At 38.9% G+C, this 23,248-nt stretch carries 20 protein-coding genes and 4 tRNA genes; 20 read left to right on the top strand and 4 right to left on the bottom strand.

The window, feature by feature from the left end; translation table 11 throughout:
* The first annotated feature begins 17 nt into the window (after positions 1-17).
* A complete protein-coding gene (locus QUE09_RS11930) occupies positions 18-401 on the top strand; it encodes a VOC family protein (protein ID WP_286232983.1) in 384 nt (127 codons plus the stop codon).
* A gap of 147 nt (positions 402-548) precedes the next feature.
* Here the strand turns inward: QUE09_RS11930 and QUE09_RS11925 are convergent, their stop codons facing one another.
* Together QUE09_RS11925 and QUE09_RS11920 are read right to left on the bottom strand one after the other, a co-directional pair.
* Positions 549-1,598, bottom strand: a complete 1,050-nt coding sequence (locus QUE09_RS11925; RefSeq protein ID WP_286232982.1) for a patatin-like phospholipase family protein — start codon at positions 1,596-1,598, stop codon at positions 549-551.
* Positions 1,599-1,600: 2 nt separating this feature from the next.
* The gene (locus QUE09_RS11920; RefSeq protein WP_286232980.1) at positions 1,601-2,950 is read right to left on the bottom strand and encodes an anti-phage deoxyguanosine triphosphatase; all 1,350 of its coding nucleotides are present in this window, start codon (positions 2,948-2,950) and stop codon (positions 1,601-1,603) included.
* Positions 2,951-3,423: 473 nt separating this feature from the next.
* Here QUE09_RS11920 and QUE09_RS11915 point away from each other — a divergent pair, with 473 nt between their 5' ends.
* Positions 3,424-4,167, top strand: a complete 744-nt coding sequence (locus QUE09_RS11915; RefSeq protein ID WP_286232979.1) for a substrate-binding periplasmic protein — start codon at positions 3,424-3,426, stop codon at positions 4,165-4,167.
* A gap of 5 nt (positions 4,168-4,172) precedes the next feature.
* Here QUE09_RS11915 and cmoB read toward each other — a convergent pair whose 3' ends face one another.
* On the bottom strand, positions 4,173-5,138 hold the full coding sequence (gene cmoB / locus QUE09_RS11910) for a tRNA 5-methoxyuridine(34)/uridine 5-oxyacetic acid(34) synthase CmoB (protein ID WP_286232978.1): 966 nt from the start codon (positions 5,136-5,138) through the stop codon (positions 4,173-4,175).
* A 9-nt stretch (positions 5,139-5,147) separates the two neighbouring features.
* The gene (gene cmoA / locus QUE09_RS11905; RefSeq protein WP_286232977.1) at positions 5,148-5,882 is read right to left on the bottom strand and encodes a carboxy-S-adenosyl-L-methionine synthase CmoA; all 735 of its coding nucleotides are present in this window, start codon (positions 5,880-5,882) and stop codon (positions 5,148-5,150) included.
* A gap of 131 nt (positions 5,883-6,013) precedes the next feature.
* Between cmoA and QUE09_RS11900 the strand changes: the two genes are divergently transcribed.
* The 18 genes from QUE09_RS11900 to QUE09_RS11815 all read left to right on the top strand — a co-directional run bounded on the left by QUE09_RS11900 (position 6,014) and on the right by QUE09_RS11815 (position 22,897).
* Entirely contained in the window at positions 6,014-8,854 is a 2,841-nt protein-coding gene (locus QUE09_RS11900) for a transporter substrate-binding domain-containing protein (protein ID WP_286232976.1), read from the top strand.
* Positions 8,855-8,957: 103 nt separating this feature from the next.
* Positions 8,958-10,739: an aspartate--tRNA ligase gene (aspS, locus tag QUE09_RS11895; protein WP_286232975.1), complete on the top strand. Its 1,782-nt coding sequence runs from the start codon at positions 8,958-8,960 to the stop codon at positions 10,737-10,739.
* A gap of 116 nt (positions 10,740-10,855) precedes the next feature.
* Positions 10,856-11,383, top strand: a complete 528-nt coding sequence (gene ruvC, locus QUE09_RS11890) for a crossover junction endodeoxyribonuclease RuvC (protein ID WP_286232974.1) — start codon at positions 10,856-10,858, stop codon at positions 11,381-11,383.
* Between the two features lie 77 nt (positions 11,384-11,460).
* Positions 11,461-12,078, top strand: coding sequence for a Holliday junction branch migration protein RuvA (gene ruvA / locus QUE09_RS11885; protein WP_286232973.1), 618 nt, complete (start codon positions 11,461-11,463; stop codon positions 12,076-12,078).
* Positions 12,079-12,091: 13 nt separating this feature from the next.
* Positions 12,092-13,096 carry a Holliday junction branch migration DNA helicase RuvB gene (gene ruvB, locus QUE09_RS11880; RefSeq protein WP_286232972.1) on the top strand — a complete coding sequence of 335 codons (1,005 nt, stop codon included), beginning with the start codon at positions 12,092-12,094 and terminating at the stop codon, positions 13,094-13,096.
* Between the two features lie 228 nt (positions 13,097-13,324).
* Positions 13,325-14,869 (top strand): AbgT family transporter, encoded by a 1,545-nt coding sequence (locus QUE09_RS11875; RefSeq protein ID WP_286232971.1) that lies wholly within the window; start codon positions 13,325-13,327, stop codon positions 14,867-14,869.
* Between the two features lie 478 nt (positions 14,870-15,347).
* Positions 15,348-15,758 (top strand): tol-pal system-associated acyl-CoA thioesterase, encoded by a 411-nt coding sequence (ybgC, locus tag QUE09_RS11870; RefSeq protein WP_286232970.1) that lies wholly within the window; start codon positions 15,348-15,350, stop codon positions 15,756-15,758.
* Positions 15,748-16,425, top strand: coding sequence for a protein TolQ (tolQ, locus tag QUE09_RS11865; RefSeq protein ID WP_286232969.1), 678 nt, complete (start codon positions 15,748-15,750; stop codon positions 16,423-16,425). The genes ybgC and tolQ overlap by 11 nt, the downstream gene beginning before the upstream one ends.
* 18 nt (positions 16,426-16,443) lie before the next feature.
* Positions 16,444-16,872, top strand: coding sequence for a protein TolR (gene tolR, locus QUE09_RS11860; protein WP_286232968.1), 429 nt, complete (start codon positions 16,444-16,446; stop codon positions 16,870-16,872).
* Between the two features lie 3 nt (positions 16,873-16,875).
* The gene (gene tolA / locus QUE09_RS11855) at positions 16,876-17,703 is read left to right on the top strand and encodes a cell envelope integrity protein TolA (protein ID WP_286232967.1); all 828 of its coding nucleotides are present in this window, start codon (positions 16,876-16,878) and stop codon (positions 17,701-17,703) included.
* 30 nt (positions 17,704-17,733) lie between these two features.
* Positions 17,734-19,083, top strand: a complete 1,350-nt coding sequence (tolB, locus tag QUE09_RS11850) for a Tol-Pal system beta propeller repeat protein TolB (protein WP_286232966.1) — start codon at positions 17,734-17,736, stop codon at positions 19,081-19,083.
* Positions 19,084-19,128: 45 nt separating this feature from the next.
* Positions 19,129-19,668 (top strand): peptidoglycan-associated lipoprotein Pal, encoded by a 540-nt coding sequence (gene pal / locus QUE09_RS11845; RefSeq protein WP_286232965.1) that lies wholly within the window; start codon positions 19,129-19,131, stop codon positions 19,666-19,668.
* A gap of 15 nt (positions 19,669-19,683) precedes the next feature.
* On the top strand, positions 19,684-20,460 hold the full coding sequence (gene ybgF / locus QUE09_RS11840) for a tol-pal system protein YbgF (protein WP_286232964.1): 777 nt from the start codon (positions 19,684-19,686) through the stop codon (positions 20,458-20,460).
* Positions 20,461-20,607: 147 nt separating this feature from the next.
* Positions 20,608-20,683: transfer RNA gene (locus tag QUE09_RS11835), tRNA-Lys, on the top strand.
* A gap of 64 nt (positions 20,684-20,747) precedes the next feature.
* Positions 20,748-20,823: transfer RNA gene (locus QUE09_RS11830), tRNA-Lys, on the top strand.
* A gap of 55 nt (positions 20,824-20,878) precedes the next feature.
* A tRNA-Lys gene (locus QUE09_RS11825) sits at positions 20,879-20,954 on the top strand.
* A gap of 434 nt (positions 20,955-21,388) precedes the next feature.
* Complete coding sequence (gene nadA, locus QUE09_RS11820; RefSeq protein WP_286232963.1) at positions 21,389-22,429, top strand: quinolinate synthase NadA; 1,041 nt, start codon at positions 21,389-21,391, stop codon at positions 22,427-22,429.
* 380 nt (positions 22,430-22,809) lie between these two features.
* A tRNA-Ser gene (locus QUE09_RS11815) sits at positions 22,810-22,897 on the top strand.
* The last annotated feature ends 351 nt before the right edge of the window (positions 22,898-23,248 follow it).

Genomic DNA, 23,248 nt, shown 5'->3' with positions numbered 1-23,248 from the left:
TACACAAGGATATTAAGATGAAAAACGGTATTGGAGAAATGGCTTGGTTAGATTTATCTGTAGATGATGCGTCAACCGTTAAAGATTTTTATCAGCAAGTAGTTGGTTGGAAATCGAGTGAAGTTTCGATGGGAGATTATCAAGATTATGCGATGTTAATGCCTGATAGTGGTGATGCTGTTGCAGGAATTTGTCATGCGAAAGGTTGTAATATTGATATACCCGCAGCGTGGTTACCTTATTTTTTGGTTGCAGATATTGAACAGGCGGTTACTGCGGTTAAGGATAAAGGTGGCGAGTTAGTAACGGCCATTAAAGGCATGGGAAATGACAAGTACGTAATAATTAAAGATCCTGCCGGTGCTGTTTGTGCGATTTATCAAAAATCGGAAAATAACTAGTTATACAAGAAAATGAGTTAGTTTTTTAATAGGCATGTGGCCTATTGAACGGCTGCTGTTATATTTTTTATCGATTATAACCAAACGAGGTAATTAATTGATGTTTCTATATTCACGCCTGTATTGTTAACGAATGGCATGCAATGTTTACGACAAAGGTATGATTCGGTTGTAATCAGGATTTTGGATAAATTCAGCTAAACTTTCTGCAAGTAACTCTGATTGAGCAAATACTGTACGCCAGTACTTTATACGTGTATTTGCATCTAATTCAGTAAAATCATTTCTATCTGGAATTTTACCATAAGGTAAGCTATCGATAAAAGTTTTGGAGGGGCTAAGCATGACGACATTATCGTAATGCTCGTGCGTCACAGATCTTGATAAATTTTTATCAAACCACCCAGGTTTTGGCTGATCGTTAAAATGTGGAAAGAGAGTTAACCCTTTATTTTTAGGTAATGCTACATCAAAGTGGTAGTCAATAATGCCACCGTCTCGGTACATGCCTTCCGGTGCGTTTTCGATATGTTTTACCCCTTGCATTACCATAGGTATTGAGCCAGATGCTAATAAAGCTTGTTTGTAGTTTACTGAATTTAAAGGGGTGTATTGCGTATTGAAGTTGTATTGATCAGTCAATTCAAACGCTTGATTCGGCGCTTGAAATACAAAGCGTTGGTATTGGTGAGCTAATAAACCTCGATTGATTCTATTTAAGATCATGCTGCTGATAAGTCCTAACATCTGTGGCAATTTATGCTCATAGCTCGTTAACCCTGCACATTTAGCGACAATAAAATGTGGTTTGAAAATAGGGTTGGTAATTGATTGTTCGATACCTTGCTCGCTATACACACTATCGAGCAGTGCTTTTGCTTTATCGGTAATTTCTATGCGGTCAGCTTTAGCTGAATATACAGTTTCACTGTATGTCTCCGCTAAACGGGTAATCGCTGCAACTGGATTTTGCTGGCTTAAAGCTGCAAAACGAAAGGCACCGGCAGATGAGCCAACTAAATCAACAGGTGTTGCTTTATCTTTGAAGAACTCACCAAAAATATACTTGTCTAGCGCTAGCAATGTAAACCATTTAGGGCCACCACTTGCACCAAACATTGCGGAGAATAATTCAGGTGTAAAGCCGTATTTTTTGATTTTTTCTAGGGCAGTTTTACCTGCGTAAATGTCTAACATTGCTAATTATTCGACCATGAAATAGGTGTGTTACCTTGCGGTATAAAAAGTGTTTGATAAAGCTTGGTTGCAAAATCATCTGTCATACTCGCTACATAATCTGCGATAACGCGTGCAGGACTTTCACCATGATCAATCGCTTGACGGTATTGAATTTTTGCTTGTGCTGGTAAAAGTCTTTCTGGATCTGACGATAACGCTTCAAATAGCTCCATCACTATTTGTTGCCCACGATACTCTGCTTGCTGAATTGCAGGTTGCTTAATGACAAACTGATAGACGAAGTCTTTAAAAATATCTAATACTGTATCGGCAATTTGAGGATGTTTAGCATTATATCGTAATAAGCTCTCCTGAAAATGCGTGTTGTGGGTTTGGTTTAGATCAATAAGCTCAATAGCCGTAATTAAGTAGTTTACTAATGATCCTATCGCTTCTTTCTGTTGGTGATGTTGTTGACTAAAAAGTTGTGCGGTCAGATCTTGGCTAATATTTTGTAGCCACTCATCATCTAGGCGCTGTAATTGTTTAACCACGTGCTGTTCAAAGTCATTGGCATGTACTACGCCGGTTGCTATAGCGTCTTCTAAATCATGAATACCATAAGCGATATCATCGGCGAGTTCCATCATAGAACAATCTAATGACTTGTAAATTGTTTTTAGATGAGCGCCAGTTTTTTTAACCTTTGATTGCTGAAATGCTGCTTTATCTTGTTCTGATAGCGGTGCGAGTAGCCAGTCAATTGATTTAGCATCATCTTTATACAGACCTTTTGGTGGATGCCAGTCATTCGCTTTAAGCTGTCTAAAGCTAGCTGGAGTAGTTGGCGAGTGTGTACCTTGTAGCTCATCAATAATTTGTGGGTATTTTACAAGACCTAGTAACGTGCGTCGTGCGAGGTTCATCCCGTATCCTTCACTAAAAGGCTCTAATTTAGAAACAATACGAAATGTTTGTCCGTTACCTTCAAAGCCGCCATGGTCGCGCATCATAAAATGTAAAGCGACTTCACCACCATGGCCAAAAGGTGGATGGCCAATATCATGCGCTAAGCAAAGCGCTTCTATGAGGCTGTCGTCTTTTGGAAATAATTGTGCAGCCAATTCTGGATATTTAGCGCGTAATTGTGCACTTATACCTGAGCCTATTTGTGCTGCCTCAAGCGAGTGGGTAAGTCGTGTCCGGTAAAAATCACTTTGACCACTGCCAATTACTTGTGTTTTACATTGTAAACGACGAAAAGCTGCAGAATGTAAAATACGTGCGCGATCCCGTTGAAAAGGACTACGGTGATCGTGTCGACGCTTCACGACAGAAGCAAATTGACGGTCTGACCAAGTATCGTTCATACACTGCCTTTACATTATGTGATAATTTAACGTCAGAAAATTTGCTTGTGCCTACTTATCTGACGTAGCGCTGAATAGGTTAATTATTTATTTCAAGTGTTATTAGTACCGTGTAAAAGGCATAGATTCAACTTTTTACTGTGCTATTTTAACGAGCAATATGCGCTTTCAGTCATGTATTTTATTGCTTAACTGTGCGATTTTGCTTATAACTATAACAGGCATTATTTATTGATTGTAACCTGTTGAAAGTTAAAAACAAAGATAGTAAGTGAAGTTTGATCTCTTTTTAGTTAGCTAGGTGCTTTTGATATGATTGCCTAAAAGCTAATATTGGCTTTATATTCGTTAAGGTTAAAAAGTAAAAATTTGATTTTATATTGCACATCAGTACAATTTTTGTAAGGTTTATCATAACATATGTTACAATTGGCTTGTTGTCTTTATTTGGTGCGTATTGCATTGGTGAATCCATGAAAGTAAAAATTTGGCGAACTGGGCTTTTTGTCGTTTTTTGTAGTCTTTTCCAAGCAAAATGTGTTTTTGCTCAAAACGTAACTGTAGTGGCAGGACTCGTTAAACCTCCCTTTATTATTGAAGAAAATGGCGCGGGTTTGCAATTAGATTTAATGCGTAAAGGGTTAAATAAACAAGGTTTAGGTGTTAACTTTTACCATGCACCTAACGGGCGTAATATTACTTCTTATCAGCGCTTAAATGCCGATATTATTCTTACGGTTGAGTCTGATTACCAGCATCCATCGTTATATTTATCAAAACCTTATGTTAGTTATCAAAATGTTGTCATAAGTCTGGCAGAAAATGATTTCGTAATAGAAAGTGAAAATGACTTAACAAATAAAGTGGTTGTAGCCTTTCAAAATGCTAAAAAGTATCTCGGAAAAGACTATCGAAAAGCGATTGATTACGTTATTGATTATCGAGAAATTCCAGAGCAAAGCAAGCAAGTAGAAATGCTATTTTTAAGGCGAACGGAACTTATTGTGATTGATATCAATATTTTTAAATATATTGTTAAGCATGCAGAAAATAAAGTTTTGTTTTCTAAACCTTACAAGGTACATAAAATTTTTGAACCACAACATTTTCCCGCTGCTTTTAAAAGCAAAAAAATGCGCGATCAGTTTGATCAGGCAATCTCTGAAATGCGAGAAAATGGCGAATACCAGCAAATTATTAATCATTATATTAATTAGCAATACTATTTGTTGGCAACAAAAATTGCTCTTTTAGGCGCTGGATAGCCCTCGATAGTAATACTCTGGTCGTTTGGATCAAGAAAATCTTTTAACGATTCTGTGTCTATCCAATCTGTTTTTCTTTGTTCTTCTAACGATGTGGTATCAATGTTAGCAACACGAATGTTACTAAAGCCGCAACGACTTAACCAAGCACACATAGCTTTTGCGCTAGGTAAAAACCAAACATTCCGCATTTTTGCATAGCGTTCGCCTGGCACAAGTACTGTATTCTCGTCGCCATCGACAATCAGTGTTTCTAACACCAACTCACCACCTTTAACCAATTGTACTTTTAATTGATACAAAAAATCGATAGGCGAACGTCTGTGATACAATACACCCATTGCAAAAACGGTATCAAAAGCTTCAAGTTCAGGAAGATCTTCTACCCCTAAAGGTAATAAGTTAACAGTATTATCATTCACAAAATGTTGAATAGCTTGAAATTGCATAAAGAATAATTGTGTTGGGTCTATACCAACAACGAACTTTGCCCCTGCGCCTTTCATTCTCCATAAATGATAGCCGCTACCACAACCAATATCTAAGACATATTTATTGTTTAGATCACTGATATGGGGGAGTAATCTGTCCCACTTAAAATCACTTCGCCATTCGGTATCAATGTGTAAACCATGAAGGTGGTAGGGACCTTTTCGCCAAGGTTTTAGTTTTTTAAGCAGATTCTCCATGCGTTTATATTCGCCATCATTGATATCGCTTCGTTCACCTGCTTTCACTTGATTAGTGATATCTATTGTTGAACTTGTGGTCTTTGGTAGCGCTTCTAGCGTTTTTTGCCAATGCGCAAATTCGCCATGTAATTGCTCTTTATGCCATCGAGTTAGTTGTTGGGGTAACGTGTTTAACCAAGGTGCAAGACGATTAACGGCAATTTGTTGATAAAAAGAGGAAAAAAAGTTCATTACTACTACTTATTTTATGGCAAAAAGAGAAAAGAAATTAAAGCACTGGAACCAAGTACTACTATGAGAAAAGCCCGCTTTTGAAAGTCGCTCATGGTGAACGTCAATCGCGTCTGGTTTCATCACATTTTCAAGTGCTGTTCGTTTTTGAGCGATTTCAAGTTCGCTGTATCCATTTGCACGTTTAAAATCATGATGTAAATCAATAAGTGTTTGGTTGCAAGTTTTATCTGGATGGATCATCTTATCTGATATTACTAGAATACCACCTGGGTTAAGTCCATTTGCAATGTTAGCAAGTAAAGTTTCTCGTTTATCTGGTTCAATAAATTGCAATGTAAAGTTCAACACCACCATTGAAGCATTTTCGATAGCGATATCTAATACATCTGCTTCAATAATTTCGACGGGTGTTTGCCCTTTAAATGCAGCGACATGACGTTGACAACGGTCTACCATTGCTGCTGAATTATCAACACCAATAATACGGCAATGGTCACTTTGAATGCCTTGTCGCATCGCTAAGGTTGCTGCACCAAGTGAACATCCTAAGTCATATATATTTGAATGATCAGTGACATATTGCTGGCTTAATCGACCAATAGTGTCAATGATGGTGTTATATCCTGGCACTGATCGTGAAATCATATCTGGAAACACATCAACCACTTGAGCGTCGAAAGTAAAGTCTTTTACTTGGCGTTGTTTGTTAGAAAAGATAAGATCAGGTTTTGACGATGTCATATTACTTTTACGTTGCAATGTAGATAACTGTCATTATTTTAACGTAAAATCGAGAATGAATGAACTTGAATGCGAAATTCTCTTCAATATCTTGAGAGATCAGATGTACGCATGCACTTAGGAGTAAAAATTTGTTGAAGTCATGCACGCATTTAATTTTTGTTGTACTGCTCTGTTTTATGGTTAATACGCAACAGACCATTGCAGCTACATTTACCGATAAAGTTTTCACTGTTGCTATCAACAAAACCTCATACCCTTATCACTTTGAAAATGCTGAAGGTGAAGCTGCTGGTTTAACAGTCGATTTATGGCGCCTTTGGGCGGAGAAACAAAAGGTTGAAGTCGATTTTAAAGTGATGAAGTGGCCGCAAACACTATCATCACTAGCTGACGGTAGCGTTGATATTCATGGTGGCTTGTCTAAAACACAGCAACGCATTAAACACTATGATTTCACGTCTGCTTTCTTCCATCAGAAAAATTATATTTTTGTTCATCGAGACTATCATGTACGCCGTATGGAAGAGTTAAGACCTTTTGCAATAGGCATAGTAAAAGATTCAAGTCATGTCGATATTATTAAAAATCAATACCCAGAATTAATACTTAAATATTATGACAGTCGTTTCGCGTTATTTGATGCCGCTTTAAGTGGCGAAATTGTTGCTTTTACTAATTTAGATAAAATATCAAATAATTATCCCCAGTACCGTGAAGTTAGTCAGCTTTTCCCAGCGTATAAACGCTTATTGTTTAATAAGGGCGACTATACCTCGGCGGTTAAAAAAGGTAACACGGCGTTATTAGCATTTATAGAACAGGGCATGGCTAAAATTAGTCGAACAGAGCGTTCTGATATTGAAAAGAAATGGCTTGGTATTGATAAAAAGTCAGACACGTTAATTTTAATGTTTTCACCTGAGTTTCCGCCATTTATGACGGTGTCAACATCGGGGCTTGCACAAGGGCTTTTCATTGATATGTGGCGTATTTGGTCTGAGTATAGTGGACAGTCTATCGAGTTCATTCCGCAGTCTTTTGATAATGCATCAGAAATGCTAGCAAGTGGCGGTGCTGATATTCATATTGGCTTTCCAGATCTTAGTTTTACCCAAGGTGCGTTAACACTATATCCAGCGTTGAGTGCTGCGATGCAGGTATATCAGGCGGATATCAAATGCTATGTATCAAAAGATAGAATTAATAATACAGCTAATACGAAGGGCATGAAGTTAGGTATCTACAAAAATATACCGAACATAGAGAATTTGCGCCTGTTGTTTCCAGACAATGAATTGGTTTTTTACACAAATTTTAAAACCATGGTTCAACACGCTGAATCGGGAAAAATAGATGGTTTGCTCGGCGCGAAAGATATTATGGAATCACGTTTAAGCATGGCAAATGTGCAGCATGAATTTATGGCGTTACCTGATTCTTTCTATACTGCAAACTTATATGCGGTTACCGCAAATAATAATGAAAAGCTCGCTGAAATTATAAAAAATGGTTTTGCATTAATTCCTGACGAAGCTTTGATCAATCTAGAGCGTAGGTGGTTATCTCAAGACAGCAAGGGCTACTTTAAACATAGCAAACAAAAAGCCCAACTAACTGAAGAAGAAAAAAACTGGATAGCAAACCATCGTGAAATTCGTATAGGCGTTAATAAAAATTGGATGCCGGTCGAATTTATCAATGAAGATGGCAACGTTGGCGGTATAAATGCCGATATTAATGCACTTGTTGAGCAACGAACGGGTATTAATTTTACCTATGTAGCATTTGATAATTGGCAGCAAATGTTAGAGGCACTCATGCAACAAAACATTGATATTTTGGCCAGTGCTACTGAAACGCAGGCGCGTAAAGAACATATTCTTTTTACTGACTCTTATTGGGATATGCCTTGGGTTGTTATTCACAGTAAACAACGTGGTAAACGACAACGACTAGAAGATTTTTATGGCAGTGAATTGGCAATAGTAAAGGGTTACCACCTCGTAGATAAAATTAGAGCCGAGCAACCAAATATATCTTTGCGGCTTGTCGATACCCACGAAGAAGGATTATTAGCAGTACAAACAGGTGCTGTAGAGGGCTTCATTGAAAATATTGCATCAGCATCTGAATTAATTCGTCGTGAAAGTTTAGTTACCTTAACGATGTCGATTATTGAAGATCTAAATATTGATAAAAACAGTTATGCGATTCGTAAAGACTGGCCGTTATTGCAAAGTATTATCAACAAAGGTTTAGCCACAATTAGCGCTACCGAGCGTAAAGAAATATATGAACATTGGTTTGAAATAAATTTAGAAACAGGTCTGGATAAAAATGTTGTATTAAGAGTTTCCCTCCAAGTTGGGGCTATTATTGTCATCATAATCGTGGTGATAGTATTTTGGAATAGACGTTTATATGTTGAAGTTGAAACACGTAAGGCATTAGAAGAAAAAATGAAACATATGGCGATGCACGATGAGTTAACCGGCTTGCCAAATCGCTTATTGCTCAAAGATCGTATCAATCACGGAATAAATTACCATCGACGTCAAGATAGATTAATGGCTGTACTTTTTATTGATTTAGATGGCTTTAAAACGGTCAATGATACCCATGGTCATGATGTAGGTGATGAGTTATTAATACTGGTTGCAGAACGGTTATCTGGTTGTATAAGAAGCTCCGACACTGTTGTTCGTTTTGGTGGTGATGAATTTGTATTATTACTGACAGAATTGCATAACAAGAATGAAGCTGCTTTTGTTGCAGAGAAAGTATTAAAACTTGTTCAACAACCATTTGAGTTGTCTTCTGGAGAAGAGAACATTGGCTGTAGTATTGGCATTGCCATGTTTCCTAGTGATGGCGAGTCAGAAACTGAGTTATTAAAAATAGCAGATACGTTAATGTATCGCGTTAAGGCTGCTGGTAAAAACCATTACGTTTTTAACGCCGATAATTAAGTGACATTCTGACGTATTTCTATATAATTGGCGGCAATTTTTTCCGTAAAATAGGTTATCTCTTACAGATAATCAACATTTAAAGAATTCAGGATTTAGGTATATGCGAACGCTGTATTGTGGTGAGGTTAACGAATCTCATATTGGTCAAGAAGTTACTCTCTGTGGATGGGTAAATCGTCGTCGTGATTTAGGTGCGGTGATCTTTATAGATTTACGTGACCGCGAAGGTATCGTACAGGTTGTTTATGATCCTGATTTGCAAGAAGTGCTTGAAAAGGCAAATTCGCTACGTAATGAGTTTTGTATTCAAGTTAAAGGTAAAGTTCGTGGGCGTCCTGAGGGACAAATTAATAAAGATATGGCAACAGGCGCTATTGAAGTGCTTGGTTTAGATGTCAATATTCTTAACCGTTCGGCACCACTACCACTTGATTCTAATCAAGAAAACTCAGAAGAAAATCGTCTTAAGTACCGTTATTTAGATTTACGTCGCCCAGAAATGACGGATCGATTACGTTTTAGAGCCAAAGTTACGGCTGCTGTACGCCAGTCGCTTGAAGCTCAAGGCTTTATGGATATTGAAACACCGATCCTTACCGCGGCTACGCCAGAAGGTGCGCGAGATTACTTAGTACCTAGTCGCACACATAAAGGTAACTTTTTTGCTTTGCCACAATCTCCACAATTGTTTAAACAATTGCTTATGATGTCTGGCATGGAACGTTATTATCAAATCGTAAAATGTTTTAGGGATGAGGATTTACGCGCGGATCGCCAGCCAGAATTTACTCAAATCGATATTGAAACGTCATTTATGACAGCAGATCAAGTCATGGAAGTAACTGAACGAATGATCCGTGAGTTATTTATACAGTTGCTTGATGTTGACTTAGGCGACTTCCCGCGTATGCCATACAGTGAAGCGATGCAACGTTATGGCTCAGATAAGCCTGATTTGCGTAATCCGCTTGAGATAGTAGATGTAGCAGACATATTAAAAGATGTTGAGTTTAAGGTATTTTCTGGTCCTGCAAATGATGAAAAAGGACGTGTGGCAGTTATTCGTGTGCCAGATGGCGCTGCAAAGTTTTCGCGTAAAAACCTTGATGAATTAACTAAGTTTGTTGGCATTTATGGTGCTAAAGGTATGCCTTGGTTAAAAGTAAACGACAAGGCTGCGGGGCTAGAAGGCTTGCAATCACCAATCTTGAAATTCTTATCTGAAGATGCTGTTAACGCTTTATTAGATAGAGCGAATGCTGAAACGGGCGATATTATTTTCTTCGGATCTGATAGTTACAATGTCGTCACTGAATCTTTGGGGGCATTACGCTTAAAATTGGGTGAAGAACTTGGCTTAACAACTGACGAATGGAAGCCACTTTGGGTTGTTGATTTTCCAATGTTTGAAGAAGTAGATGGCCACCTTCATGCGTTACATCATCCGTTTACTGCTCCTACTGACATGACTCCGGAAGCTTTAGAAGCGAATCCTATTGGTGCGTTATCTAATGCATACGATATGGTGTTGAATGGTTGTGAGCTTGGTGGCGGTTCTGTACGTATTCATGACCAGAAAATGCAAGCAGCAGTATTTCGCATTTTGGGCATTAGTGATGAAGAAGCACAAGAGAAGTTTGGCTTCTTACTGGAAGCATTACAGTATGGTGCACCACCACATGCAGGCTTAGCATTTGGTTTAGATCGCTTGGTTATGTTAATGACAGGAGCAACATCTATTCGTGATGTTATGGCATTCCCTAAAACGACAACAGCGGCATGCCCACTAACTAATGCACCTGGTCAAGCAAATCCTGAACAGTTGAAGGAATTAGGCATACAAGCCATTCCACAGCAGGAAGAAAAACCAACAGATAGCTAACTTCGTTTAAGAAGTTTTTATCGACGAACGAATTTGATGCAGTTAAAGTAATGCTTTAACTGCATTTTTTATTTCAAGAATACTTCATATTTTAGAGAGTTACATTAGGAACGGCCTTGGCAATTATTTTAGGTATTGATCCCGGTTCTCGGTTTACTGGCTATGGTGTTATCGCTCAACAAGGGCGAACGCTTACATATTTAGGTAGCGGTTGTATTAAGGCCATAGCGGCTGGGGATGAATTAGGTGATCGGTTACAAACCATTTACGCAGGCGTGAGTGAGATTATTTTACAGTTTCAGCCAACGATGTTTGCAATTGAACAAGTTTTTATGGCAAAAAACCCAGATTCAGCGTTAAAACTTGGCCAGGCGCGCGGTGCAGCCATAGTTGCGGCTACGAATACAGGGTTAAAAATTGCTGAGTATTCAGCAAGGCAGATCAAGCAATCGGTGGTGGGAACCGGTGGAGCAGATAAAACACAAGTGCAACATATGGTGAAATCAATTCTTAAATTACCAGCGACACCACAAGCAGATGCTGCAGATGCGCTAGCTGTAGCATTATGCCATGCACATAGCCATGACTCTATTAGCAAAATGTCGGGTCAAGCGACTAAAACAGTACGTAGAAGGCTTCGATAATACTTTACTGTATAAATATATAGTGATAAGGTTTGCACTATTGTAAGAATTGATGATGAAATTATAAGGTAAGCCCAGTGATAGGCCGTTTACGTGGAACATTAGTTGAAAAACTGCCACCCGAAATCTTAATTGAATGCGCAGGTGTTGGCTATGAAGTTACAATGCCAATGACCAGTATCTATGCACTTCCAGATAACGACCAACAAGCGACAATATTTACGCATTTTGTCGTACGTGAAGATGCTCAGTTACTTTATGGGTTTGCTAATAAAACTGAACGTAAACTGTTTAGGCTCCTGATAAAAATTAATGGTGTAGGGCCCAAACTCGCATTAGCTATTTTATCTGGAATGTCAGCAGAACAATTTGTCAGTTGTGTTGCTCATGATGATTTAAGTACCATTGTTAAGATCCCTGGTGTTGGTAAAAAAACGGCCGAACGATTATTAATTGAGATGCGTGATAAATTGAAAGATTGGCATGCTGACCCTGATGCCAATAGTTTCACGTTAACATCTGTGCATGCAGGTAATATGCAAGAAGCAGCACCAGATGCAAAGGGTGATGCAATAAATGCATTAGTCTCTTTAGGATATTCAAATGCGCAAGCGAGTAAGGCCGTCAAAGCGGTTCACCAACAAGGTATGGATAGTGAGTCGATTATTCGTGATGCCTTAAAATCGATGTTATAGAGAGAATTTTTGCATGATAGAAGCAGATCGTTTAATACAACCTGTTGCCACCAAAGAAGATGAAGGCATTGATCGTGCTATTCGCCCTAAATTGTTGAGTGACTATACTGGGCAAGCGCATGTTAAAGCACAAATGGAAATCTTCATTCAAGCAGCGAAAAATCGCCAAGAAGCGCTTGATCATTTATTGATTTTTGGCCCTCCCGGTCTTGGCAAAACGACGTTAGCGAATATAGTCGCTAACGAAATGGGGGTTAATATTCGTACAACTTCTGGCCCTGTGTTAGAAAAGGCCGGTGATTTAGCTGCACTATTAACTAATTTAGAAGAAAACGATGTACTATTTATCGATGAGATTCATCGTTTAAGCCCCGTTGTTGAAGAAGTACTTTACCCAGCTATGGAAGATTATCAATTAGATATTATGATTGGCGAAGGACCTGCTGCAAGATCCATTAAGTTGGATCTACCTCCTTTTACGTTGATAGGGGCGACAACAAGAGCAGGTGCGCTGACTTCACCACTGCGTGATCGCTTTGGTATTGTTCAACGCTTAGAGTTTTACAATAATAAAGATCTTACCGACATTGTTAATCGATCTGCACATTTTTTAAATTTAGATATTGCGCAAGAAGGCGCCTTTGAAGTTGCTAAACGCTCACGTGGTACACCAAGAATAGCGAACCGGTTGTTACGTCGTGTGCGAGATTATGCCGATGTTAAAACACAGGGGAAGGTTGATCAAAATGTCGCGCATAATGCGTTAACTATGTTAGAAGTAGACAATCAAGGATTCGACATTATGGATCGAAAGCTACTCGAAGCGATTATTAATAAATTTGATGGTGGTCCAGTTGGGTTAGATAATGTAGCAGCGGCAATAGGGGAGGAACGTGAAACGATCGAAGATGTTTTAGAACCCTTTTTAATTCAACAAGGATTCTTACAACGTACGCCTCGAGGACGTATTGTTACGGATAAAGCTTACCAACATTTTTCAGTGGTGCGTAAAACATAAGCCAACTGATATGCCAATGCCTGAGGCGATGGTTATGTTTTAATGCACAATCTTATGTCGCAACAACATATCAATTCAATTACAGGGAATTAACCTCAATTATATTGTTGTTTATCGTAAGTGCGAGTAAACCTAAAAAAACGACAAGTAATCGACTAATTTTGAACTTTTCATTTCAAAGCCGTATGCTATTTGATTGTTAATAATAATCAAATAGGAGCATAGCTCATGAGTGCCGAACAACAAACAAATACAAAAGGCATTGATAAGTTTCTAAATGGTATCGAACGAGTAGGTAATAAACTTCCTGATCCAGCAATTATCTTTTTAATCGCAATGATCACTATATGGGTGTTATCAGCGATACTTTCCCAAGTTACTTTTACCTCATTAGATCCGCGTACAGGTGACGCTATCGTAGTTAATAACTTATTGACTTTAGAGGCTTTTGCTCAATTTTTGTCGAGCATGGTTAAAACCTTTACAGGTTTTGCGCCACTTGGTGTGGTTCTAGTTGCTATGCTTGGTGTTGGTATGGCAGAAAACTCTGGTTATATTAATACTGCGTTGAAACTTATGTTAAAACGAACACCTAAGGTGTTACTGACACCTTGCGTGATACTTATTGCCATTATCAGTCATACAGCGGTTGATGCTGGTTATGTATTGGTGATCCCACTTGCTGGGGTTATTTTTTTCGCTATGGGTCGACACCCACTTGTTGGAATTGCAGCGGCATTTGCCGGCGTCAGCGGTGGCTTTAGTGCCAATTTTATCCCGTCTGGTATTGATCCGCTGTTACAAAGCTTTACTCAAAGTGCTGCCCATATAATCGACCCAGATCTTGCAATTAACCCTTTGAATAATTGGTTCTTTACCTCTGCATCAACCTTATTTATCGTACTTGTTGGTTGGTATATTACTGATAAGATTATTGAGCCACGGCTAAAAGACGTCAAGATTGACGGCGATACTGAAGACTTACCGAGTTTTGATGAGATTGGCGCCCAAGAGCGTAAAAGCTTTTACGTTGCATCCACGGTTATGTTAGTTGGTATTGCTTTGCTCGTAGCAGCTACTGTTGGCGAAGAGTCAGCTTTTCGCGGTACTAACGGCTCTTTAACAGATTTTAGCGCGCCATTAATGCAGTCAATTGTGCCCCTTATATTTTTGTTATTTTGGGTACCTGGTATCGTATATGGGTTTATGGTTGGGACGTTTACATCAACCAAAGATATGGTGCAAGCGATGACTAAGTCGATGAACGGTATGGCGTATTATATTGTTATGGCGTTCTTTTGTGCATTGTTTATCTCTGCTTTTGGTAAATCAAATCTTGGTGCCTTGTTAGCGATAGAAGGTGCAGAAGTGTTAAAAGCATTAGCGTTGCCAAGTTCAATTACGATTATTGGCATTATTATTTTGACTGGTTTTGTTAATTTGTTTGTGGGCTCTAGTTCTGCTAAATGGGCGTTATTAGGACCGATCTTTGTACCTATGCTAATGCAATTGGGTATATCACCAGACCTAACGCAAGCAGCATATCGTGTTGGTGATTCAAGTTCTAATATAATCACACCACTTATGCCATATTTTCCACTTGTTGTTGTTTATTGTCAGAAATACGTTAAAGATACTGGAATTGGTACCTTAATTGCGCTAATGATCCCATATTCAATTGTCTTTCTAATTGGCTGGACATTATTCTTACTCGCTTACTGGGGGCTTGGCTTTCCACTAGGTTTACAAGCGAGCTACGTTTATCCAGGGTAGGTGTTTTTAGTTTGGGCATAGCGTGCTCGAGTGTTCAAGATAAAAACTAAGCAAAAAAAAAGCCCGCTTAAGTTAAGCGGGCCAACTTAATTTCTCAAGTTGCTAGAAGGAATATGGTATTCCAGGAAACATGTCAGAGAGATAAGATAGCAAACTATCTAATCTAAATATTAACTGGCTAATGATAAAATCTAGGGGTATCAGAAGTTTATCAATGCGCTAGCTCAGAAAACATGAGTATTTTAGACAAAACTTTGATCTAGAACAAACGAGAAAATTTTATCTTTCACATTAGAAAAACTAATAGATATATATCTGAGTGTGCTGTTGCTTTATAACAGTATTTTTAGCCCAATAAATAAATATGTAATTTATTTGTAAATTCTTGCAAAACGTACGCTGTAGGGGTTGTTTGCATCTGTGGTTTTCTATTACTATATCCAGCATTATAAAACCTACATAAGCCATACTTTCATTAATGCAAACACCTCAATATCAATTTCAAATTAGAGTGTTTTACGAAGATACTGATGCAGGTGGTAATGTTTATCATGCAAATTATCTGAATTATTGCGAACGGGCGCGTACTGAGTGGTTAAGAACGTTAGGTATAAATCAATCAATCTTTTTAGAACAAAACGCTGGTTTTGTGGTCAGAAAACTTGCTATGGACAACTTAGCTCCTGCTAAGTTAGATGATTTATTAACTATCTCAACCTCCATTGAGCAATTAAAACGTGCTAGTGTGAGCTTTATTCATCAGGTTTTTAACGAACAACAGGTATGTTTGTGTAAAATCCATGTGGTCGTTGCTTTTGTAGATCTTATCCATGCTAAACCTTGTGCAATACCCAATAATATTTTAGGAGCGTTAAAAAGTGTCAGCTGAACTTTCAATTTTGGATTTGTTTTTGGAAGCAAGTTTGCTCGTGAAAACAGTGATGTTAATTTTACTTGGTTTTTCAGTTGTGTCTTGGGCGATGATTTTTCAACGTCGTAAAGCACTTGTTGAAGCAACTCAACAATTAAAAGAATTTGAAGATAAGTTTTGGAGCGGCGCCGATTTAAGCAAATTATATGCTGAGGTTACTGCACATCCACAAATCAAAGGAATTGAAAGCTTATTCGTAGCAGGGTTTAAGGAGTTTGCACGTATTCGAAAAAGTAATGTATATACTCCACAGGCTGTTGTAGATGGTACGCATAGAGCAATGCGTGTTGCGCTATCTCGTGAGGTAGATGCTTTAGAAATGCATTTACCTTTCATGGCAACGGTTGGCTCTATTAGTCCATATATTGGCTTATTTGGTACTGTTTGGGGCATTATGAATTCATTTATTGCGCTAGGTGCCGTGCAACAAGCAACATTGGCGATGGTTGCGCCAGGTATTGCAGAAGCATTAGTTGCAACAGCGATGGGGTTATTTGCTGCAATTCCTGCAGTTATGGCCTATAACCGATTTACACATAGCGTGGAAAAACTTGAAAATAGCTATGCCAACTTTATGGAAGAGTTCTCGAGTATCTTACACCGCCAATCTTCGGCAGTTCAGTAATTACGAGAGGTATCGATTATGTACAATCGTGTTAGACGTAAAAAAGTTGCCGAAATAAATGTCGTTCCATATATCGACGTTATGTTGGTACTTTTAATTATATTTATGGTAACCGCCCCTTTAATTACACAGGGTGTCAAAGTTGATCTTCCTAAGGCCGATGCAGAGCCTTTATCAAAAGATGCAAAACCACCACTAGTCGCATCGGTTGATGCAGAAGGTAATTATTATCTTGCTGTTGGTACAAGTAAAAATCAGCGTTTGTCTGGTGAAGAAGTGGCATCTTTAGTAAAGGCTCATTTAGCGAAGGAACCTGATACTCCTGTTGTAGTCAATGGTGACGGCGCGGTTTCATATAACGCTGTAATTCAACTGATGGTGTTGTTACAAAAAGATGCAGGTGTACCTTCTGTTGGTTTAATGACAGATACACCGGAGGAGAATTAGTACGTGCAAGGGCCTTTTGTTAAAGCGTTAGCGATTAGCTTTTCTGCGCATGTCGTCATTGCTTTAGTGCTATTATTTGCTGATTTTTCATCGCTTCCAAAGCCCACGCCAACGGCGAGTGCTGCTATTGCTCCGCCAAAGCCCATTAAAGCTGTGGTGGTAGAAAGGAAAACGATTGAGAAGCAACTTAACGATATTCGTGAAAAAGACTTAGCTAAAAAGCGTAAAAAAGCAGCTGAGGAAAAAGCACGAAAGGATCGTGCGCGTAATGCAGCGCTTGCTAAAAAAAGAAAACAGGAGCAAGCAAAAAGAAAAAGGGAAGAAGCACAACGTAAATCAGCGTTAGCTAAAAAGAAAAAAGCAGCTGAAGAAAAACGGCGCAGAGAAGCAGAAGCTAAGCGAAAGAAAAAAGCTGAAGATGAGAAACGTAAACGTCAAGAAGCTGAAAGAAAACGTCGTGCTAAAAAAGAACGTGAAGAACAAGAACGTCAACTGGCCGAACAAATGGCACAGGAAATGGCGGCTAGAGCGAAAGCACGTAAACAGCAAGTGATGTCTGAATTAGGACGGTATACCGCACTAATTACTCATATTATTCAAAGTAACTTATTAACAGACCAAGCCACCATGGAAGGAAAGTCATGTAAGTTAAATATTACGTTAGCAGCGTCTGGCTTTGTTATTGATGTTTCTAGACAAGGTGGTGACCGCGTTGTATGTGATGCTGCACGCAATGCTGTGCAAAAAGCGGGTACGTTACCCGTATCAAAAGATCCAGAAGTATTTGAAAAAATGCGCACAATCAGTTTAACTGTTGTGCCGGAGTTTTAATTAACCTAAATAAAAAGCATTTAATATCCTATGAAAAAACTCAGAATTTTTGTTTCCTTGGTCGTGTTATTGTTAACAACACGTGTATTCGCTGGTTCATTAGAAATTGTAATAACCGAAGGTGTAGATGGGGCTCGCCCAATAGCTATTTTACCTTTTACCTATAATGGGCCAGGGCAACTACCTGAAAATATTACCAAAATTATTAGTGAAGATTTATTACGTAGTGGTAAATTTAGCCCAGTTTCGACGACGAGTTTTCCTCAGTTCCCTAAAAAAGATACTGATGTTGATTACGCTGCTTGGACGGGTATTGGCGTAGAAAACGTAGTAATTGGTAATATTACTTCAACGGGGTTAGGGCGCTATCAGGTAACTTTTCAGTTAATCGATGTTGTACGAGGCCAAATTACTGACGGTAAATCACAAATGTTAAGCGGTGGTAAGTTAGTTAAAGCCACTGATCATATTTTGGCTGAAAGTAGTGTTACTATTAGTACAAGCCAGTTCCGTCGTTATGCACATCGTATAAGTGATAAAATATATCAAACACTAACAGGTACACGTGGTGCCTTCTTAACAAAAATTGCCTATGTGATTGTAAGAGATCAAGGTGAATACCCTTATCAATTAGTTATTGCCGATTATGATGGTTATAACGAACATGTGTTATTAAGCTCAAAAGAGCCGTTAATGTCACCATCATGGGATCCTACAGGCAACAAACTTGCGTATGTAACGTTTTTAAATCACCAAGCACAAATTTATGCTATTGATATTTATACAGGTAAACGCAGCCTAATTGCATCGTTTAACGGTATAAACAGTGCTCCTCGTTGGTCGCCTGACGGTAAGAAGATGGCAATGGTTTTATCAAAAGATGGTAATCCTGAGCTTTATGTTATGACAATTGCAACGAAAAAATTGCGCAGAATTACTCGTCATCGCGCGATAGATACTGAACCAAGTTGGACTCCTGATGGTAATTCATTGATATTTAGTTCAGAACGGGGTGGAAAAGCGCAGCTATATCGCGTAAATTTAGTCAATGGAAAAATTAGGCGACTTACTTTCGATGGTGAAATGAATCTCGGAGGTTCATTAAGCCCGGATGGTCGTCAGCTTGTAATGGTAAATCGCACACGTGGTCAATACCATTTAGCAAAACAAAATTTGGAAACAGGGACTTTTCAGGTATTAACCCGTACTAGGTTAGATGAATCGCCAAGTATTGCCCCTAATGGCGGTATGATCATATATAGTACATTGCACAATAACCGACAAGTTTTGAGCTTAGTCTCATTAGATGGTCGATTTAAAGCGAGGTTACCGGCGCTAAATGGCGAAGTAAAATCACCAGCTTGGTCACCATTTTTATAAAAATTGTAAAAATTAAAAATTATTGAAACAATAAGGAAACCCAAAATGCGCTTGAATAAAACTGTGAAGGCTCTTGCTGTAGCTTTACCTATTATGGCTTTAACGGCTTGTAGCTCAAACACTGAAACTGATGAGCAAAGCCAAGTTGATACTAACACACAAACTCAGACAGCAACTGAGCAAGACAATGTTCAAGTGACTGCTGCGCAACGTGAAGCTGAAATTGCAGAACAAAAACGCCAAGAAATGGAGCGTTTACGTTCAGAGCATATTGTTTATTTCGGATTTGATAAATCAACAGTGAGTGCTGAGTTTTCAAATGTATTAGATGCGCACGCTGCATTCTTAGCAAAGAACAACGATGTTAACGTATTAATCGAAGGTCATGCTGATGAGCGTGGTACACCTGATTACAATATTGCGTTAGGTGAGCGTCGTGCTAAATCAGTACAAACTTATTTAGAAAATATGGGTGTTTCACCTTCTCAAATTTCTATTGTGAGCTACGGTGAAGAAAAGCCTATGGTTAGAGACCGTTCAGAAAGCGCTTTTGCTAAAAACCGTCGTGCTGTATTAGTTTACTAATCGAGTAACATTTAAATGAAACTAAACCAAGTTTTATTTGGTGTTTTATCTGCTGCTGCTCTTAATGGGTATGCAGCAGAGCCTGCACCAGTGATAGATGCTTCTAACGTTATTTCTAGTTCCGCAGCATCGGGCTCTTTACATGAGCAAATTGAAGATATTGTTCGTCAAAATAAGGTTTACACCCGCAATCAGGTGAAAATGCAAAGACAACTTGATGAATTGCAAAATGAAGTAAGCGAACTTCGTGGTGTGACAGAACTACATTCACATCAATTGACGCAAGTATTGGATAGACAAAAAGAGTTGTATCAAGAGCTTGAACGTCGTGTTTCACAAGCATTGAAGCCGAAAGTAGTGACACCTACATATCAGCAGGCTGTAACTGAAACACCCACGGTTAGCCCAACAGCTGTTAATGGTGATGATGCATATAATGCCGCACTTAATTTGGTCTTGAAGGAAAAGCGTTACGATGACGCAATTCCTGCATTTCGTCAGTTTATATCGCAATATCCAAGTTCAAACTATGCAGCAAATGCTCAGTATTGGTTAGGGCAGTTATTGTTTAGTAAAGGTGAGTTGGCTCAGGCGAAAGCATCCTTTTTAGTTGTTGTTGATAAGTATAAAGAATCATCTAAGCGTAGCGATGCTATGCTTAAGTTAGGCATGGTTGAGCAAAAGCAGAATAATAATGCGCAAGCAATTAGTTTGTATCAGCAGCTCATTAAACTTTACCCTGATTCAAGCGCTGCCAAGTTGGCGCAATCAAGATTATCGTCATTACAGTAAGTGTGTGGCGATAACTTGCTCACTATGTTGGCTTTTTAAGCAAATAAACCAAGAATATAAAAAAACTTAATTTTGTTGTTGCACTCGACAAAATTATGAGTATCATATGCGGCGCGTTGAACGAGACGTTCATCGCATATTAAATGTCGGTCGTTAGCTCAGTTGGTAGAGCAGTTGGCTTTTAACCAATTTGTCGAAGGTTCAAATCCTTCACGACCGACCACTTTCTTCTCACCAAATTTAGAAAGTGGAGCTCGCTCATTTAATAGGTAGTAAAAATAGAATATCGGTCGTTAGCTCAGTTGGTAGAGCAGTTGGCTTTTAACCAATTTGTCGAAGGTTCAAATCCTTCACGACCGACCACTTCTTTACATGAGAAGTGAACCAATCTCTTTTTAATACCGTATCTATCTATCATCGGTCGTTAGCTCAGTTGGTAGAGCAGTTGGCTTTTAACCAATTTGTCGAAGGTTCAAATCCTTCACGACCGACCACCTTCTTTCTATACATCTATTACATTCAAACGAAATAGTTCTTTAATCGTAATAATTTGAACCGAGAAGAAGGTTCACAAAATTGTCAGGAACAATTTTGAACGCGAAGCGGCCCATAGGTGAAGTACAGGATGTACGGAGTAAATCCTTCACGACCGACCACTTCTTTCGATTAATGCGTCTTACTTTAATATTCTTGATAAACTGAACACACTCTCTAAAACTTACCTTTATGGTAATAGCTCAGAAATGCTTCCTCACTAAACGTTAATAGCTTTAGATATATTGTCTTTTCGTAATAAATTCAAAGCGTTAATAATTGAACTCCGAAACATTTTAAAAGCGATGGTTGTACTATGATCTGATAGTACACATTTATCCGTAGATCTCGTATAATTCGGCCCCAGTTGTAATAGGTACATAAGAGTAAAGTAATGGCGCAAAGCAATTTGGCAGTAGATTTTGAATTTAAGTTTCCAGCAAAACCTGCGAAGCTAACATCACAAGAAAAGTCAGATTACAAAGCACGAATTAAACAGCTTCTTGTTGAAAAGAACGCTGTACTAATCGCGCATTACTATACTGATCCTGAAATCCAAGCATTGGCAGAGGAAACTGGCGGCTGCGTAGCTGATTCCCTTGAAATGGCGCGTTTTGGAAACCAACATCAAGCTGATACGTTGATTATCGCAGGTGTTAAATTTATGGGGGAAACGGCGAAAGTTTTAACGCCGGAAAAACGCGTCGTTATGCCAACACTAGAAGCAACTTGTTCTCTGGATTTGGGTTGTCCAATTAAAGAGTTTAGTGAATTTTGTGATCAACACCCTGATAGAACGGTTGTTGTTTATGCTAATACGTCAACAGCGGTTAAAGCACGAGCAGATTGGATTGTTACTTCTTCGTGTGCGTTAGAAATTGTCGAACACTTGGATGAGCAAGGTGAAAAAATAGTTTGGGGGCCAGATCGTCACCTAGGCAGTTATATTCAAAAACAAACAGGCGCAGATATGATCATGTGGCAGGGCGCCTGTATTGTGCATGATGAATTTAAAACTAAAGCGCTTAAAGATATGAAAGCGTTACACCCTGATGCTGCTATTTTGGTTCACCCTGAGTCTCCAGCTGATGTTGTTGAACTTGCAGATGCGGTTGGTTCTACAAGCCAGCTTATTAAGGCTGCACAAGAAATGCCTAATCAAAAATTTATCGTTGCAACTGATCGCGGCATTTTTTATAAAATGCAGCAGCTTTGCCCTGATAAAGAATTTTTTGAAGCACCAACAGCAGGTGAGGGCGCAACCTGTAAAAGCTGTGCGCATTGCCCATGGATGGCTATGAACGGCCTTAAAGCGATTGAGGAAGCGCTGATTGACCCTAGCGGAAAAGAAATTTTTGTTGATATGGAATTGCGTGAAGGCGCGCTTCGGTCAACTAATCGTATGTTAGATTTTGCTGCAAGTTTAAAGCGCTAAGTTAAAAAACAACCAATTGACGTAGAATAACGAAGAAAGCCTTGCTTATACGAGGCTTTTTTTCTAACATAGCGCAGCTTTTTCAGGCTCAGTTTAAAAAGCTTGTTTGTTAAAAAAGAATCTAATTTAGGTGACGTGTCCGAGTGGCTGCCAAGGTTTAAATCACGCCTGGCGTGCTCAGCCAGATCACCCAGTGTCGATAAACACTGTAAAAAGCTTATCGTTATATATGAATCAAATTTAGGTGACGTGTCCGAGTGGGGCGTTACCGCCTGGAAAAAGCACTGCTTTTTCAGGTAAGGGCAGACATTCATGGACGAATGGCTTGGGTGCCGATCATCATGGATGTGTTTATGCCAAGTCTTAAAATTTAGAATTTAGGTGACGTGTCCGAGTGGCTGAAGGAGCACGCCTGGAAAGTGTGTAAAGGGCAACCTTTCGAGAGTTCGAATCTCTCCGTCACCGCCATCTTCAAACCTGCATATGCAGGTTTTTTTACGTTAGGAGAGATGAGAACGTTAGAGTTCGACAATTTGGTCAGGAACCCAATTGAACGCGATAGCGACCCGTAGGGTAAAATTTAGGGAAGTATTTTATAATCTCTCCGTCATCGCCATTCTTTATCTAGCCCTTTAATTCTCTAAGGTTCTTTAATATCAGGGCGTGTAGCCGTTCAATAACATTCACGTTTAAATTCTGCTTCTAATACTTTATTTAGCATTTTAATCTCGTTAGTTAATTGAATTTTACTTCTAACGAAGTCCCTGGCTAAATCACACTTCTATACTCTGACCTCTACTTTTAGCTAGGACTAACAAT

This window comes from Thalassotalea sediminis, assembly GCF_030295915.1.
Lineage (GTDB): Bacteria > Pseudomonadota > Gammaproteobacteria > Enterobacterales > Alteromonadaceae > Thalassotalea_C > Thalassotalea_C sediminis.
This window is presented reverse-complemented; position numbering and strand designations above follow the sequence as displayed.